The organism is Paraburkholderia sp. XV (genome assembly GCF_020177535.1).
GTDB lineage: Bacteria > Pseudomonadota > Gammaproteobacteria > Burkholderiales > Burkholderiaceae > Paraburkholderia > Paraburkholderia caribensis.
Genome location: NZ_JAGUUD010000051.1, coordinates 1 through 16,697, shown reverse-complemented (window position 1 = coordinate 16,697; position 16,697 = coordinate 1). Strand labels below are relative to the sequence as shown.

Here is a 16,697-nt window from a genome sequence, read left to right as displayed (position 1 = left end):
ACATCAGCGCTCGACCCACTCGGTCCATAGCACCATCAGCACCGTCATCAGCGCCGGGCCGACGAACAGCCCGAGCAGCCCAAACGTCTCCGCGCCGCCAAGAATCCCGAACAGCACGAGCAGAAACGGCAGCCGCGCGGAACTGCCGATCAGCACCGGCCGCACGAAGTGCTCGGCGACAAACGCGACGACGAAGCCGAACACAGCAAGGCCAATCGCAGGCACGAGCGCGCCTTGCTCGATGAAGAGCCACAGCGCGGCGCCGCAGAATACGATCGGCGCGCAAAACGGCAGCATCGCAGCGATCGCCGTGACGAAACCGAGCAACGCCGCGTGCGGGACGCCCGTCAACATATACGCGAGCAACAGCAGCGCGCCCTCGCCGATCCCGACGACCACCAGCCCCGACACCGTCCCGCGCACAGCCGCCGCCATCCGTTCGGCCAGATGCATGCCGTCATAGCCGAACGCGCGCCGCACGCCCTTCATCAATTCGCCCGACAGCTTCGGCCCCGCCTGAAAGATCACGAACAGCGTGACGAGCATGAAGCCGAACAGCATCAGCGCGTGCGCCGCCCGCGCGCCGAAATGCCGGCCGAACGTGACGACCGCGCCGCCGTGCAAGCCCTTCATGGCGGGCGAATCGCGCAGCGGCTGCGTCAGGTTTTCCTGCCACCACGCCCCGATCTGCGCCGCGCCAAACGGCAAATGCTGAACGAAGTCCGGCAACGGAATGCCGTTCTCCTGGACGTCGCGCGCCCATTCGATCACGTCGTGCGCCTCGGCCGCGGCCTGCGCAATCCCGATTCCGACAGGCAGCAGAAACAGCAAGCCGATGGCAATGGTCAGAACGGTTGCGATCAGCGTCGAGCGCCCCTTGAACAGCCTGTGCTCTTCGATCCGGTGAAACGCCGGCCACAGCGCAATCGCGATCACGCAAGCCCAGGCAATGGCCGGCACGAAATCGCGGATCACCCAGATCGCCAGCGCCACCATGACGGCATACAGCGCCGCCGAAGCAATCCGCTGCGCCTTGCGGCGATTCGGCATGTCGGCCTCGGATGGAACGTCGGGCGGGCGTTGGTTCATGTGACCTCGTGATGGAACTCGATGCGCGTTCAACGATCGCGCATCGCAATGGTGGGGCGGGCAGCATCGTCAACGCACGCGCATGCGCGATGCCTGCGCGTGCTCGCCGCGGGTTGCCAGCCGTCCATCTTAAAGGATGCAACGTTCCCCGGCAGACCAGACAAACGGTCCGGCCCTTTTCTGCCTTTCATACAACAGTTCGTTGCATATTTGCGAGTAATCGCTATGACGAGCCGCAAATCCCCTTATTACCGTTCGTGTGCATGTCCACCATCTCATTATTGCGGAATCGGGAACAGTGTTTCTACGCGGGCACAATGGCTCTCACGCGCGCGTGGGTCTACATTCGGCACACCACAAATACGGAGCCGACCATGACCACTCTGGAGTGTTTACCGTTGATGGGCGCTAACGGGTTGCGCATCGAGATTCTCGAACACTCTGACACGACGCTGGTGATCCGCTGGATCGAACCCGGCCGCTGCCACTACGGCGAGCAGCGCTGGCGCCGCCGCTCGGCGCACACCTCCGGCACCTGCGCCGTTTCGCGCCGAAAGATCCGGCGCGGCGACGCCGTCTTCAAGCCAGCCGAACGCCCTGCTCCCGCAAACGCCGCCGCCATGATCGCGGCCGAAGTGCTCGAGCACGCATTCGCTGCATAACCAGCGTTTCTGGCAACAATCGGCGGCCGGGATTCCCGCCGTCAACCGGCAGCGTGTTCGACGAGGAAGCGGCACACTTCGCGATGCATCCATTGAACGCCGGGGCTCGTCGCCAGCGCGCGCCACGATCCGTGCACGAGGCCGATGCCGACGGGCGCACTCGCCTGTCCTCCCGCCGCGCGGATGCGTTCCGCAAAGACCCGCGCGTCGTCGCGCAACGGGTCGTGCTCGACGCCGATCGCAAGCGTCGGCGGCAATCCATCATAGCGTGATGCTTCGAGCGGAACAGTCCACGCGTGATCGCGTGCCCGACTGGACCAATACAGCGCGCCGTAGCGTCGCACATCGGCAAGCGTGAGCATCGGCGCATCGGCTTCCGAGTCGCGCGCGGGCCATTGCGGTTCGATGCCCAGCATCGGATAAACCAGCGCGACGCCGTGCACGCCCGCTTTCCCCTCGTCGCGCAGACGCATCGCGACACTCGCCGCGAGCGTGCCGCCCGCGCTGTCGCCTGCCAGTTGCAGCGATCGCGGCAAAGGGCCGAACGGCAGGCGGCTGTCGAGCGCGGCACGCGTCACGGCAAGGCAATCGTCGTGCGCGGCCGGCGCGGCGTGCTCGGGCGCAAGCCGATAATCGACGGTCACCACGCACAAGCCGGTATCCGCCGCGATGCGCGCTGTGATCAGGCCGTGACTGTCGAGCGATCCGACAACGAACCCGCCGCCATGAAAATACAGCACCGTGCCCATCGACCGCGCACGCTCAGCTGGCGCGTACAGGCGCACGCCGAACGTGTGTCCATCGGGCGATGTGAAAGGCGCGTCGTGAGTCGTCACGCCATCGGGCAATGGCGGCGTTAGCGCGGCGGCGTACTGTTCGTACACCGCCCGCTGTTCGGCAAACGTCGATACAGATCGATCGCGCGGATAAAGACCCTTCGTGCGCTCAACGAACGCGATCATCTCAGGTTCGAGCATCTGGCATGCTCCGCTCAGGTTGTCCGATCATGCACGCGAATGCGCGCGGCGCTATTTGCGCGTTTGCCCCGGCAAGCCAATCACCCGCCCCGCGTATTGCGGCGCAGGCAGCGCCGCTTGCGCATCGACGAGCGCGCGCACGCGCGCTTCGACGTCGCTGTCGAACACCGCTGAACGCGGCCCGCCGATATCGACGTGCAACAGCATCTGCTCGCCCGCCGCGACGGCTTCAGCGCCGTCGTCCGCGAACATTTCGAGGTACAGGTGCATGCGCTTGGCGTCATGCGCGAGCACACGCATCTCCACCCGCACCCGGGCGCCTTCCTTGATTTCGTGCAGATAGTGAATGTGTGCTTCGAGCGTGTAGATCGAGCGGCCACGCGCTTTGCGCACGGTGTCGTCGAGGCCGATCTGGTCGATCAGCGCATCGGTGGCGAAGCTGAAAATCAGCATATAGAACGCGTCGCGCAGATGGCCGTTGTAATCGACCCACTCGGCGCGCACGACGTCCTGATACGCAGGCAATTCCGCGTGTCGCGGCATGGCGAATGTCTCCGTCGCTTTGAACGAGGTACGGCACGCGCGGGATATCGGTTTCAATGCCCCGCACACGCACAGATATTACTCGACCTTATTCGTCGGCACGCAAGCCATGACGCGCTTTCGTTTCGGCAATCGCGGACAGCACGTTCGTGATGCATTCGTCGCGATAGCGCTCGAGCTGCTTGATCGAACGCGGACCCACCTGCTCTGCCGTTCCGTCCACCACGCGGTCGATCAGCTGATCCGTCAGCTTCGGCGCGACGAGCTTCGTCCACGGCAATTCCAGCGCGGGCCCGAATTGCTGCATGAAATGCCGCATGCCTGCGTCGCCGCCAGCAAGCGTGTACGTGAGGAACGTCCCCATGAACGACCAGCGGATGCCCGCGCCAAAGCGGATCGCATCGTCGATTTCCCCGGTCGTCGCGACTCCTTCGTCGACCAGATGCAGTGCTTCGCGCCACAGCGCTTCGAGCAGGCGGTCGGCGATAAAGCCCGGCACTTCCTTGCGCACATGCAGCGGCCTCATGTCGAGCGCACGATAGATGTTCATCGCGGCGTCGATGGTCGACGGCGCGGTTTGTTCACCGCCCAGTACTTCGACAAGCGGCAACAGATACACAGGGTTGAACGGATGCCCGACAATGCAGCGCTCGGGGTGCAGCGCACGCGCATAGAAATCGGTCGGCAGCAGGCCCGATGTCGACGACGCGATGATCGCGTCAGGCTTTGCCGCGCGGCTGATCTGCTCGTGCAACGCGAGCTTCAATTCCTCGCGCTCAGGCGCGCTTTCCTGAATGAAGTCGGCATCCGCGACGCACGCTTCAATCGTCTTCACGAAACGCAGGCGCTCCTGCGAAGCACCCGCCGCGAGTCCGACACGTTCGAGTGCGGGCCACGCATTCGCGACGTTGTCGCGCAACTGCTTCTCCGCGCCCGGCGCGGGGTCCCATGCAATGACGTCGAGCCCATGCGCGAGCGCGCGTGCCACCCAGCCGCTACCGATCACGCCTGCGCCGATTGCTGCAAAAGTCTTGATATCCGTAATCACTGCCATTGCCGATGATCCTCTCGAATGATTCAAAGCGTTATTGCAACTGCTATGCGAACTGTTCTGCGGCGCGCTTTTCGAGCAGCCGTTCGCCGCGTGCGCGCAGGCCGAGTTTCTTGCGGCCCTCCGCAGGTGTCAGCGCGCGGCCGCCAAGCCGTTCGATGATTTCAACGGCGCGCGTGACGAGCGAGCCATTGCTCGCAGGCACGCCCTTGTCGAGCCAGATGTTGTCTTCAAGACCCACGCGCACATGACCGCCCAGCAGCATCGCCTGCGCGACCATCGGCATCTGCATGCGGCCGATACCGAAACCCGCCCATTGCGCGCCGGACGGCAGGTTGTCGACCATAGCCTTCATGGTCGTCGTATCGGCGGGCGCGCCCCATGGAATGCCGAGGCACAGCTGAAACATCGGCGGCGCATCGAGCAGGCCTTCTTTCAGCAATTGATTGGCGAACCACAGGTGGCCCGTATCGAAGATCTCCAGTTCCGGCTTGACGCCGAGTTCCTGAATGCGCTTTGCACCCGCCCGCAATTGAGCGGGCGTCGATACGTAGATATAGTCGCCGTCGCCGAAATTGAGCGTGCCGCAATCGAGCGTGCAAATTTCCGGTAAAAGCTCTTCGACGTGCGCAAGCCGCGTCAACCCGCCGACCAGATCAGTGCCCGCGCCGAAGCGCATCGGATCTTCGCCGGGACCGATTTCCAGGTCACCGCCCATGCCAGCCGTCAGATTGATGATGACATCCGTATCCGCGGAGCGAATGCGGTCGACGACCTCGCGGTACAGATTCGGATCGCGGCTGCCGCGTCCCGTTTTCGGATCGCGCACATGGCAATGCGCGACGGTTGCGCCTGCTTTTGCGGCTTCGATTGCGGCATCGGCGATCTGTTTGGGCGTGACGGGAATGGCGGGATGTCTGCCGACGGTGTCGCCTGCACCCGTGACAGCGCAGGTCACGATCACTTCATGGTTCATGCGTGAAATTCCTGTTAACTGTGGGATCTGACTGGTTGCAATGGAAAAGTACTTCCCGTATTCGAATGTCGGATCTCAAAGACCGAGATAAGCCTTCACGGCAGGCAAACCATCCTTGCCGTCATACGTCTTGACGCCTGCGAGCCATTCGTCGAGTACTTGCGGATTCTTTTTCAAATACGCTTTAGCAGCTTCGGCGGGCTTCTCCTTGTTCATCACCGACTGCATCACGACGTTCTCGAGCTGCGTGGTAAAGCGAAGATTGCTCACCAACTTTCCAGCATTCGGGCAGCGCGTCAGAAAATCCGGCGACGTCAGCGTATAAACACGCGCTTCGCCATCGTTCGGACCGAATACGCCTTCGCTCCCGCTCAGGTACTTCATATCAATCTGAATGTTCATCGGATGCGGCTGCCAGCCGAGAAAGACCACCCATTTCTTTTCACGCACCGCGCGGTCGACGGTCACGAGCATGCCCGCCTCGCTCGACTCGATCAGCTTGAATCCGCCCAGACCGAACTGATTGGTCGCGATCATCTTCTGGATTGCGGCATTCGCGCTGCTGCCCGGCTCGATGCCATAGATCTTTCCGTCGAGTTCCGCACGATGCTTCGCGATATCGGCGAAAGTCTTCAGTCCGGCGTCGTATTCGTAAGTGGGCACCGCAAATGTCGCTCGCGCACCCGTCAGATTGGGCGGCTGCAAGACGTTGATCGACTTCGCGTCGACGAACGGCGCAAGCGCTTTCTCCTGTACAGGCCACCAGTACCCGAGCGAGACGTCCAGCTGCTTGCTCTTCAACCCGGCAAACGAGATCGGCACGGATGCCACCGTCGTCACCGGCTGATAACCGAGCCCTTCGAAGACCGTCGACGCGAGCGCCGTAGTCGACGTGATGTCGGTCCAGCCGATATCCGCGAAATGGACGGCGCGACAGCTCGGCGGGTCCTGCGCGAGCGCGGGCAGCGACAGTGCGGCCAGCAGGCCAGCAAGACATGCGGAAACGGCTTTGATGATCAACTTCATGACGATCCCCTTCGACACAGCTCGTAATGTTCTGGAACGCCCGCGTGACGGGCGGCGAGTGAGACGACTCTGGAAAGACGCGACGTGCATTAAAGGTACAAATCCATATTCCGGCAAAATCGACTATCAGCGACCCGTTCTTGCTTGCGCGCGACCATGAGGGAAAACCAGCATGCGTCGGCGCGATGGTGCGCTGCGCCATACGCCTAGGGTTTTTTGTCGGCTTGCCGCATTGCATGCCGCTTGCTACGCTCGCCGGATTCGACGAATCCGGCCAACCTGACATCCAGAAGATCGAGCGATGCCCGAAGACATTTCGTTTCTGCTGCTGCCGGGCTTTTCCGCCATCGGCTTCATGTCGGCTATCGAGCCTCTGCGCGTCGCCAACCGCTTTCGCGAAAACCTGTACCGCTGGCATATTCTGAGCGTGGACGGCGCGCCCGTCGCCGCGAGCAACGGCATTTCGATGAACGCCGAAGCCGCCTTCGGCGATGTCGATCACGCCCGAACCGTCTTTATCGTCGCGGGTTTCGATCCGCTTGCGTGCTACAGCCGCGCGCTCGGCGACTGGCTCCGGCGGCTCGACCACACCCACGCGACGCTCGGCGGCATCGACACAGGCGCGTTCATCCTGGCGGAAGCGGGGCTGCTGCGCGCCACCGACAGCGTGACCTTGCATTGGGAAGCGCTCTCTGCATTCCGCGAGCGCTACCCGTCGGTGAATGCGAGCGAAGAGCTATTCGAGATCGGCGCGCGGCGCATCACCTGCGCGGGCGGCACGGCTTCGATCGACATGATGCTCGACCTGATCTCGCGCAGTCATGGCGCGGCGCTCGCTTCGTCGATCTCGGAACAATTCGTCGTAAGCCGCATCCGCCAGCGCTCCGATCATCAGCGCATGGAAATCGCGGCGCGTTACGGCGTGCATAACCGCAAGCTGATTCAGGTGATCGGTGTCATGGAGCAGAACATGGAAGAACCGCTCGCGCCCGCCGATCTCGCGCAGGAAATCGGCGTCACGCGCAGACAGCTGGAGCGGCTTTTCTGTTCATCGCTAAAGGACACGCCCACGCATTTCTATCTGCAATTGCGGCTGGATCGCGCGCGCGAGCTTTTGAGGCAGACGGACATGTCGATTACGGCGATCTGCGTGGCGTGCGGATTCGAGTCGCCGTCACACTTCTCGCGGACCTATCGCGCGCGGTTCGGCACGAGTCCGCGCAGCGACCGGAGTCCGCTGCGTCATGGTGGTGGTGGCAATGCAAATATGCCACGAGAAAGCGCAGTGCCTTGAATGCGGTGCTATTTGACCGATTTGCCTTGTTCTTTGCGAACAAGGCAAATCAAACCAGCGTCAGAACGAGTGCCGCATGCCGATACGCACATCGGCCTGGGTCGTCGTGGTGGACGGCGTGAAGCTATAGCCGATCACCGCATCCACGCCGCTCGACGCCTTCAGATAGTCACCTGAAATATAGACGTCTGTGCGCTTGGACAGCAGATAGTGCGCGCCCAGCGAACCCTGATTCCAGTGATGCCCTTCGAAGTTCGTGTACTGGTACCCGCCGACCACGCTGAACGCCGGCGTCACCTGCCAGCTCGCGCCGCCTTCACCCACCTTCATGTGCGACGTGACGCCCAGGCCCTTGATCGTCGTATAGGTGAAGTTACCCATCAGTGTCACGTCGCCAATCGCGTAGCTCGTGCCGACGCCGAATGTGCCCTGCTTGTCCACGGGAAACGGATTGCTCGCAAAGAGATCGGTTCTCGCGCCAGTCGCCGGATCGACGGTCACCGTCTGCTGGCCGAGGAAGGTGTGCACGCCGAGCATGGCGTACGGATCGAAGGCGTAGATGCCGTGCGGATTATTCAGCTGCGTATAGGCCGCGCCCATTGTGAACGGTCCGTTCGCATAGTGGGCGCCGACGCTCCATGCGCTGTCCTGGTGGAAATCGCCCGCGACGTTGCCGAACGAGTACATGCCGCCGAACATGAAGCCGGCGAATTCATTCGACAGGAACTTCACCGAATTCGGCAGGCGGTCGCCATTGAAGCGGTCGAAGTCGCCCTGGTGAATCGCATAGCCGCTTCCCCACGCCGAGACGTTGTACAGGTACACCATCTCTTCTGTCATATCCAGCTGATTGCCGAACGAAATCGTGCCCCACTGGTTCTTCAGCCCGACATAGGCCTGACGCCCGAATAACGCACTGCCGAAGCCCAGTTGCCCATTGCCGAGGTGAAAGCCGCTTTCGAGCACGAACACCGCCTGCAAGCCGCCGCCCAGATCTTCCGTGCCCTTGACGCCGAAGCGGTTACCGTATGAGATGCCGTCGTCGAACTTCACGACATGCGAGCCGCCCGTATTATTGACCCAGGTAATACCCGCGTCGACGATCCCATACAACGTGACACTGCTCTGCGCGTGACTCGTGTTCGACATTCCAGCGAGCGCGAGTGCGACGCCCGTCAGTGCTGCGGCATTCAGCTTTTTCATTGTGTGGTTCTCTCTTGCCTGACTTTGAGGGGATAGGGATGCGAAGCTGACTTCGCGGCTTGTTCAATTCGCACGACGATGAATGCACAGTACAAATCCATTTTTCGGGCAACTCGACCAAACACGACGTACTTTGGTCTGTTAGCGACACACACAACAAAAGGAACACACGTACCGCATAAAAAAACGCGCGACCCCTTGCGGAGCCGCGCGTCAGTTGACAGTCCCGACAATGTCAATTCAATGAATGCCGAGTTGTGTCTGCACTGCCTGCAATCCGTCGCTCCCATTTGCGGTCGTCACGCCTTTGAGCCATGTGTTCAGCAAAGTTGGATTGCTCTTCAACGCATTCGACGCCGCGGTATTGATATCCACCTTGTTTTGCAGCACATTCGTGATGATCTGGTTTTCCAGATCGACATTGAATGTCAATTGCTGAAAGAGCCTGGCGAGATTTGTGCATTGACTGGAAAAACCGGCGCGCGTTACCGTATTCACCGTCGCGCCACCGTAGTTCGGACCGAAATACGCATCACCGCCCGACAAATAGGTCAAGTGGAATTTCGTGTTCATCAGATGCGGCTCCCACGCAAGAAACACGATCCATTGCTTGTCTCGCACGGCACGCTCGACCTGCGTCAACATTCCCGTTTCACTCGACTCGACAATCTTCCAGTCGCCAAGTCCAAATGCCTTATCGGAAATCATCTTCTTGATGTTCTGATTGGCGGGCGCACCTGGCTCGATGCCATAGATCTTTCCGTTGAACTGGTCGGCATGCTTGACGAGATCGGCAAACGAATGCACGCCCGCAGCGGCGACATAGTCGGGAACGGCAAGCGTGAACTTCGCGTTGGTCAGATTCGCATGCAGCACGTCGATCGAACGTTCATCGACGAATGGCTTGACGAGCGGAGCTTGCGCGGGCATCCAGTTGCCGAGAAACACGTCGATTTGTCCTTTTTTCAAGCCCTGATACGTGATCGGCACCGACAGATTCGACACGTTCTGCTGATAGCCGAGCGCTTTCAGCAGCACGCCGGTGACCGCGTTGGTCGCATCGATATCCGTCCAGCCGGGGTCTGCCATGCGGACCTGCGTGCAGCTCTGCGGCTCTGCTGCTTGCGACGATCCTGTCAATGCAATGCAGCATGCGGTCAGCATCAATGCGCCCTTCGCAAGCGAACTTCTCCAGCGTATGTTCATCGTGTGGCTCCCGTATTGAAGACTTCTCTCTTGCCTGTCATTGGCCGCCGGCGACGCGCGGATAACGCGCCATCGCTTCGAGCGTATCGAGTTCGATGTGATTGCGCATATAGCGCTGGCTGGCGTCGGTGAAAGGCTGCCAGTCCCATGAGCGGATCGTGCCTTGCGTCGTCGCTTCGAAATGAAAGCGCCGGCGGCGCTGGCTCGCGACCACCGCTTGATGCAGTGCGGGAATATTCCAACGCTGCGCGATCTCCTTGCGAAACGCGTCGACGAGCACGGCATGCTTCGGATCTTGCACGAGATTGATGCGCTCGCCCGGATCGTTCCCAAGATCGTAAAGCTGATCGGGATCGACAGGCGTATGAATGAACTTGTACTTGCCGCGCCGGATCATCATCATCGGAGCAATTGCGCCTTCAGCAAAGTACTCGACAATCGCTTCGTCGTGCCCGCCGTCGTTGTGCAGATGCGGGATAAGGCTCCGTCCATCCACGGCGTCGGGCCATTCTGCGCGCGGCGTACCCGTTGCCATTTCGACCAAAGTCGGTAGAAGATCGACGTGCGAGACGGATGCAGCCACGCGATGCGCGCGATAATGCTTTGGCGCATGCACGATCAGCGGCACACGCACACCGCCTTCAAAGCAAGTCATCTTGTACCAGAGGCCGCGTTCACCCAGCATTTCGCCGTGATCCGATGTGACGATGACAATGGTGTCTTCGGCGAGACCGGTTGCTTTCAGCGTGTCGAGAATCGCGCCGAATTGCGCGTCGACGTACGAAAGCGCGCCATAGTATGCGTGTCGGGCGTCGCGGATCTGCTGTTCGGTCGGCGGCGTGATATCCGCTTCATAGACATCGCGCAGACGTTTCGAATGCGGATCGCTCTGTTCGCGCGTCAAGGTCACACGCGGCATGTCGATCTCTTCATCGCGGTACAGATCCCAGTATTGCTGCGGAATCGCGTAAGGATCATGCGGATGCGTGAGCGACGCGACGAGGCAAAACGGCCGCGCGTCGCCGCCCGCCGCACGCTCGCGCACGATGTCGTATAGCTTCTGACGCGTCGTGTAGGTCACTTCGTCGTCGAAATCGAGCTGGTTCGTGCGCACGCATGGGCCAGCGTCCAGCACCGAGCTCATGTTGTGATACCAGCTGGGCCGCACGTCCGGGTGTTCCCAGTCCGGCACCCAGCCGAAATCGGCGGGATAGATGTCGGTGGTCAGGCGTTCCTCGAAGCCGTGCAACTGGTCAGGGCCGCAGAAATGCATCTTGCCCGAGAGGATCGTCCGATAGCCCGCCGCGCGCAGATAGTGGGCGAACGTCAGGGTTTGCGCGGGCAATTCGGCGGCGTTATCGTAAGCACCGATTGCGGCCGGCAATTTGCCCGCCATCATCGAAAAGCGCGAGGGAGCGCACAGCGGGCTCGCGCAGTACGCGGAATCGAATACGACGCCGTCTTTCGCCAGCGCGTCGATGCGCGGCGTCAGCGAGACCTGATTGCCATAGGCGCGCAGCGCGAACGGCGTCATCTGGTCGGCCATCAAGATAACGATATTCTGCTTTGTATTAAGGCTCATGAACGGGGCGGATTAGAATCGTGTGGTTACGTATCGAGGTCCAGCGGCGCTTTTCAGCGAGCGCCGCGACCACTTCACTATTGCCGCTCATTAAACCGTTGTGAAGGCGGCGTGCGCTTATCGGCCCATAAGGGAATGTTATGCCGGGACCAGACCGTCTTCCGCCGATGCAGACCTTATCGGCCTTCGAATCAGCCGCGCGCCTCGCGAGCTTCACGGCCGCCGCGCGAGAGCTCGGTTCGACCCAGCCTGCCGTGAGCCAGCGCATCGTGCAGCTCGAAGAAGACCTCGGCGCGCCCTTGTTTGAACGCGGTCATCGCGGTGTGACACTCACGCCCGAAGGCGTATTGCTCTATGAAGCCGTGCGCAGCGGCCTCGACACGATCCGCGAAGCGACAACCGACATCCGCGCGCGCCGCGCCACAGGCGCATTGACGATCCTCACCGACGCCGGCTTTGCCACCTACTGGCTCTTGCCGCGCCTAGCCCGCCTGAAGGCGTCGATGCCCGGCGTCAACGTGAAGATCGTCACGTCGCAACTCGGCTACGACCCGCACCGCGACCACGCGGATATCGCCATCGCATTCGGCGACGGCCACTGGCCGCCCTGCACCTCCACGCGGCTTTTCGCCGAAGCCGTCACGCCCGTCTGCTCGCCCGCTTTTCGCGAGCTTCACGCATCCGTGCGCGTTGCCGCCGACCTTGCCGCATTGCCGCTCCTGCACGTGCAGCCCACCGACCCCGAGCGCTGGCTTGCCTGGCACACATGGTTCGCCGCGCACGGTCTGCAAGCGCCGGAAGACAGCCAGGCCATGATGTTCAACAGCTATTCACTCGTCGTGCAGGCAGCACTGATGGGCCAGGGCGTCGCGCTCGGCTGGACGCCGTTGACCGACGAACTCATCGCATCCGGCCTGCTCGTGCACCTGCTCGACACGCCCGTCACCACCGAACGCGGCTATTACCTCGTCTGCCCGCCCGCGCGCCCCGCGCCGGCCGCCGTGCCGCTGTTCCGGCGCTGGGTTTTCAACGAACTGATCGACGTCGGCGAGCACACGCACGCCTGACGTTCCGATACCACGAGCACGGCGCATCGGTTCTATGCGCGCGCAAATTGGGCTGATTTACTTGATCATCCCGCTTGCCGCGCCGCGCTGCGCTACAGGTTCAATGGCACGGTCATGCGGGAATCCCATATCGAATGACAGAGGACCCGCATGCCCACCACCGAACGCCCGCATCAGTTCGCGCTGACCCTTTCCTGCCCGAGCGCCGCCGGCCAGGTTGCTGCCGTCGTCGGCTTTCTCGATCGGCACCACTGCTATATCGACGAACTCACTGTGTTCGACGACGACATCAGCGCGCGTTTTTTCGTCCGCTGCGTGTTTCATGGCGTGGCGAGCGCGCCCGAAGCGGCGCTGCATATCGACACATTGCGGCGCGAGTTCCACCCCATCGCCGCCGACTTCGATATGCAGTGGGCGATGCACGATCTCGATACGCGGCCCAAAGTACTGATCATGGTGTCGAAGCTCGAGCATTGCCTTGCCGACCTGCTATTCCGCTGGCGCATGGGCGAACTGAAAATGGACATTGTCGGTATTGCATCGAATCATCCCGACTTCGAGCCGCTAGCCGTGCAGCATGGTCTGCCGTTCCATCATTTGCCGCTGACGCCTGAAACGAAGCGGCAACAGGAAGCGCAAATTCTCGACCTGTTCGATTCGAGCGGCGCGGAGCTGATGATTCTCGCGCGCTATATGCAGATTCTGTCCGACGAAACGAGCCGCAAGCTCGCAGGCCGCGCGATCAATATCCATCACTCGTTCCTGCCCGGCTTCAAGGGCGCGCGGCCTTATCATCAGGCGCACGCGCGCGGCGTGAAGCTGATCGGCGCGACGGCGCACTTCGTCACCGACGATCTCGACGAAGGCCCGATCATCGAGCAGGAAGTGCAGCGCGTCGACCATTCGTATGGGCCTGAGCGCCTGCTGGCCGTGGGCCGCGACGTCGAATGCATCACGCTGGCGCGTGCCGTGAAGGCGTTCGTCGAACGACGCGTGTTCATCAATGGCGACCGAACCGTGGTGCTCTGAGCGCAAAAGCCGCCGCGCTGCATGGCAGACGCGGCGGCAACATCACCTGAGGGCGCTCAAAGGAACGGCTTCGCCAGATAGTGCGAGAACCATACGACGAACACGGCCAGCACCAACGCACCATACGGCAGCAAGCCGCGCAGCCCCGCAGGCCGCATACCGCCCTTCCACTCCATATCCTGCTGCATGCGTGCGGGGAAACGCCCACGGTCCTGCACGTAATGACGGAACATGAACACGGGCACGATCAGCAGCATCGCGATCAGGCCGTTGCGCATCGTTCCCACGCCCTGCATGTCCGCGCCCGCGCCAATGAACGCGAGATCCAGAAAACCGCACAACGCGCCCGCAGCGAGCAGCCACGCCGGACAACGGAACGGCCGGTCCGCATCCGCGCGATCCAGCCGGTGAATCCAGCCCGATTGCAGATTCAGAAACACGAAGATCATGTAGCAGACGTTCGAGATCGACAGCACCGTCATGTAGTCCGACATCAGCAGCAGGATCAGATTGAAGCCGAGGTCGGTCCACATTGCGCGTGTGGGCGCGCCGTGCTCGTTGACGTGCGACAGATACTTCGGCAGCCAGCCATCGACGGATGCCTGATACAGCGTGCGCGACGAGCCCATCATCGAGGTCATCACGATCAGCAGGATGGTCAGCATCAGCATGATCACGACCACGTCGAACACGATCGCGCCGCCACCGACCATATGCGCCATGGCGGCCGCCACGCCCGTGCCGTCGGCGATCTTCGGATCGAGCATGCCCTTCGTGCCCAACACGCCCTGAAACGCCAGCGGCACCAGCGTCATCACGACCAGACACGCCATGCCGGACCAGAAGATCGCCTTGACCGTATCGCTACGCGGATTGCGGAACTCGCGCGTGTAGCAGACGGCCGTTTCGAAGCCGTACGCGGCCCAGCCCGCCATGAACATTGCACCGAACGCCATCGTGATGCCTGCGCCATTCCACGAGCCGAACGTCGACGCCGTCACGTTGCCTTGCACATCGTGCCCGAGCGGCAGCAGCGGCCATAGATGTGCAGCGGGCACGTCGCCCGTCACGAACGGCACGATGCCGACGATCAGCAAGGGCGCAAGCGAAGCGATGCCGAGAATACGCTGCGTCTTCGCGGCCTTCGACGCGCCGCTGTGCTGCAGCTTGAATGTGATCAGCAGAAAGATCGCCGCGATGATGAACGTCGCGTTGATGCGCAGCGACAGCCCTTGCTTGATGAAGCTGAGGTCGAGCAGTGTCAGACGCCACGTGTTGATCGCAGCATCGGGGGCATAGAGACTGGACAGCGCGTAATTGGCGGCGAGGCCCGTGCCCAATGCGAGCATCGGCGACCAGGCGAGCCAGTTGCACCACACCGAAACGGGCGCGATCGTCTTGCTGTAGCGCACCCAGGCCATCGCGCCGTATACCGACGCGCCGCCCGACTTGTGCGGGAAAAGCCCTGAAATTTCGGCGTAAGTCGCGCTTTGAATCAGGCCCATCAGGATCGCGGCGACCCATATGGCCCACGCGGGTTGACCGATCGTCGCGGACACGCCGCCGATCGTAAACAGCACGCCGCCGGGCACGCCGCTGGTCACCCAGAATGCGTCTTTCCAGGTCAGGCCGCGTTGCAGCGAATGACCTTCATGTTCGGCGCTATCGGCAGCGCCTTCGATACTGCGGGTACGCAGTCTTGCCTGATCCATCCAGAGTCTCCGTCTTTAGAATGAGAAGGAGCCTGCGCGCTGGCTGGAACACGAACAACCGAAAGACACATCGGTGATGCCGATGCGCGCGCAGCGCATCGGCATCACCACAAAACGCTCATCAGAACGCGTTAAGGAAGGACGGTTATTGTGCTCCGCCTACCCAGCTGTTCACGCGGTCGCCGTGTGCGGCGATCCACGATCCGGCTGCGTCGGCAGGCTTGGCGCCGTTCTCGGTCGCCAGCATGACGCTGTCGATTTCGCCCGGCTTCCATTGAAATTTCTTCAGAAACGCGACTACTTGTGGCGCCTTCGTATCGAGGCCCGGATTGACGACGCTATCCACATGCTCGGATTCGCCGAACACCTTCTTCGGGTCTTCGAGGAACTTCAGCTTCCACTTGGCAAACATCCAGTGCGGTATCCAGCCTGTGACGATCACAGGTTTATTGGCATTCATCGAGCGCGCGAGTTCCGCTGTCATGGCGCTGCCCGAGCTCGGCATGAGTTGATAGTCGAGGTTGTAGGCCTTGATTGCGTCCGAGGTTTTCTTCATGACGCCCGCGCCGGCGTCGATGCCGACGATGCGTCCGCCGAAGTCTGCCTTGTGTGCCTGCAGATCGCCGATGGTCTTTTCCGGCACGTCGGCGGGCACGATCAGGCCGATCTTGGCGTCGTTATAGTTGGCTCCCAGGTCTTGCACCTTGCCCTTGAACTGATCCCAGTACGCGCCGTGCGTGACGGGCAGCCACGCCGAGAGTGTCGCGTCCAGGTCGCCGCGCGCCACGCCTTGCCACATGATGCCTGCCGCTACGGGTACGAGTTGCACTGGATAGCCGAGGCGCTTTTCGATGATCTGTGCAGCAACGTTCGATGTGGCGACGCTGTCGTCCCAGCCTTCTACGTAGCCGATCTTGATTGTCGGTTTGGTGTCGGCTGCCGCCGTGCCCGTGCCGATTGCGCTCATCGCGGCGAGCAGTGCACCGCATAACATCAGTTTTTTAAGGTGCTTCATGGTCGATCTCCTTGTGGCCGCTTGCCGCGGTGTGGCTTTAGAATCGCTAACCAGAATGCATCAGGTGGTCGGGTTTGCGACGTTTACTTGTCTGTATGCGACGCATGGGTTTTTTGTCTGCGACGCTGGGTCGTCTGCTATGGTTTGTGATGACATTCGCGCTTTGCCTTCGTGGTTCAGGTGTCCGCCGCGCGGGCGGTCTATACGCCTTTTCGCTGGCATCCGCGATGCGTTATCTAGCTTCACGCGTCGCCCCTGTGCGGGG

General features: G+C 61.7%; 15 protein-coding genes. 4 read left to right on the top strand and 11 right to left on the bottom strand.

The window, feature by feature from the left end; all coding sequences use genetic code 11:
- Positions 1-3: 3 nt before the first annotated feature.
- Positions 4-1,089, bottom strand: a complete 1,086-nt coding sequence (locus KFO72_RS22710) for an AI-2E family transporter (RefSeq protein WP_060603138.1) — start codon at positions 1,087-1,089, stop codon at positions 4-6.
- Between the two features lie 374 nt (positions 1,090-1,463).
- On the opposite strand from KFO72_RS22710, the gene KFO72_RS22705 reads away from it, so the two are divergent.
- Entirely contained in the window at positions 1,464-1,751 is a 288-nt protein-coding gene (locus tag KFO72_RS22705) for a DUF3331 domain-containing protein (RefSeq protein ID WP_035991149.1), read from the top strand.
- 41 nt (positions 1,752-1,792) lie between these two features.
- Here KFO72_RS22705 and KFO72_RS22700 read toward each other — a convergent pair whose 3' ends face one another.
- The 5 genes from KFO72_RS22700 to KFO72_RS22680 all read right to left on the bottom strand — a co-directional run bounded on the left by KFO72_RS22700 (position 1,793) and on the right by KFO72_RS22680 (position 6,324).
- Positions 1,793-2,728 carry an alpha/beta hydrolase gene (locus KFO72_RS22700; RefSeq protein WP_225033087.1) on the bottom strand — a complete coding sequence of 312 codons (936 nt, stop codon included), beginning with the start codon at positions 2,726-2,728 and terminating at the stop codon, positions 1,793-1,795.
- A 51-nt stretch (positions 2,729-2,779) separates the two neighbouring features.
- A complete protein-coding gene (locus tag KFO72_RS22695) occupies positions 2,780-3,271 on the bottom strand; it encodes a thioesterase family protein (RefSeq protein WP_225033086.1) in 492 nt (163 codons plus the stop codon).
- Between the two features lie 88 nt (positions 3,272-3,359).
- Positions 3,360-4,325, bottom strand: coding sequence for an L-carnitine dehydrogenase (locus KFO72_RS22690; protein ID WP_224101425.1), 966 nt, complete (start codon positions 4,323-4,325; stop codon positions 3,360-3,362).
- A 43-nt stretch (positions 4,326-4,368) separates the two neighbouring features.
- Positions 4,369-5,298, bottom strand: a complete 930-nt coding sequence (locus KFO72_RS22685) for a 3-keto-5-aminohexanoate cleavage protein (protein ID WP_054934625.1) — start codon at positions 5,296-5,298, stop codon at positions 4,369-4,371.
- A 75-nt stretch (positions 5,299-5,373) separates the two neighbouring features.
- Positions 5,374-6,324, bottom strand: a complete 951-nt coding sequence (locus tag KFO72_RS22680; RefSeq protein ID WP_054934624.1) for a choline ABC transporter substrate-binding protein — start codon at positions 6,322-6,324, stop codon at positions 5,374-5,376.
- 301 nt (positions 6,325-6,625) lie between these two features.
- Between KFO72_RS22680 and KFO72_RS22675 the strand changes: the two genes are divergently transcribed.
- Positions 6,626-7,618, top strand: coding sequence for a GlxA family transcriptional regulator (locus KFO72_RS22675; protein ID WP_054934623.1), 993 nt, complete (start codon positions 6,626-6,628; stop codon positions 7,616-7,618).
- A 60-nt stretch (positions 7,619-7,678) separates the two neighbouring features.
- On the opposite strand, the gene KFO72_RS22670 is transcribed toward KFO72_RS22675, so the two are convergent.
- The 3 genes from KFO72_RS22670 to betC all read right to left on the bottom strand — a co-directional run bounded on the left by KFO72_RS22670 (position 7,679) and on the right by betC (position 11,609).
- Positions 7,679-8,821, bottom strand: a complete 1,143-nt coding sequence (locus KFO72_RS22670) for a porin (RefSeq protein ID WP_054934622.1) — start codon at positions 8,819-8,821, stop codon at positions 7,679-7,681.
- A gap of 240 nt (positions 8,822-9,061) precedes the next feature.
- Positions 9,062-10,027, bottom strand: a complete 966-nt coding sequence (locus KFO72_RS22665; RefSeq protein ID WP_176054560.1) for a choline ABC transporter substrate-binding protein — start codon at positions 10,025-10,027, stop codon at positions 9,062-9,064.
- Positions 10,028-10,064: 37 nt separating this feature from the next.
- Positions 10,065-11,609 (bottom strand): choline-sulfatase, encoded by a 1,545-nt coding sequence (gene betC / locus KFO72_RS22660; RefSeq protein WP_225033085.1) that lies wholly within the window; start codon positions 11,607-11,609, stop codon positions 10,065-10,067.
- A 140-nt stretch (positions 11,610-11,749) separates the two neighbouring features.
- Here betC and KFO72_RS22655 point away from each other — a divergent pair, with 140 nt between their 5' ends.
- Together KFO72_RS22655 and purU are read left to right on the top strand one after the other, a co-directional pair.
- On the top strand, positions 11,750-12,676 hold the full coding sequence (locus tag KFO72_RS22655; RefSeq protein WP_225033084.1) for a choline sulfate utilization transcriptional regulator: 927 nt from the start codon (positions 11,750-11,752) through the stop codon (positions 12,674-12,676).
- Between the two features lie 150 nt (positions 12,677-12,826).
- The gene (purU, locus tag KFO72_RS22650; protein WP_054934619.1) at positions 12,827-13,705 is read left to right on the top strand and encodes a formyltetrahydrofolate deformylase; all 879 of its coding nucleotides are present in this window, start codon (positions 12,827-12,829) and stop codon (positions 13,703-13,705) included.
- Between the two features lie 56 nt (positions 13,706-13,761).
- Here the strand turns inward: purU and KFO72_RS22645 are convergent, their stop codons facing one another.
- A complete protein-coding gene (locus KFO72_RS22645; RefSeq protein ID WP_225033083.1) occupies positions 13,762-15,417 on the bottom strand; it encodes an APC family permease in 1,656 nt (551 codons plus the stop codon).
- A gap of 145 nt (positions 15,418-15,562) precedes the next feature.
- Positions 15,563-16,432, bottom strand: coding sequence for a glycine betaine ABC transporter substrate-binding protein (locus KFO72_RS22640; RefSeq protein WP_054934617.1), 870 nt, complete (start codon positions 16,430-16,432; stop codon positions 15,563-15,565).
- Between the last annotated feature and the right edge of the window lie 265 nt (positions 16,433-16,697).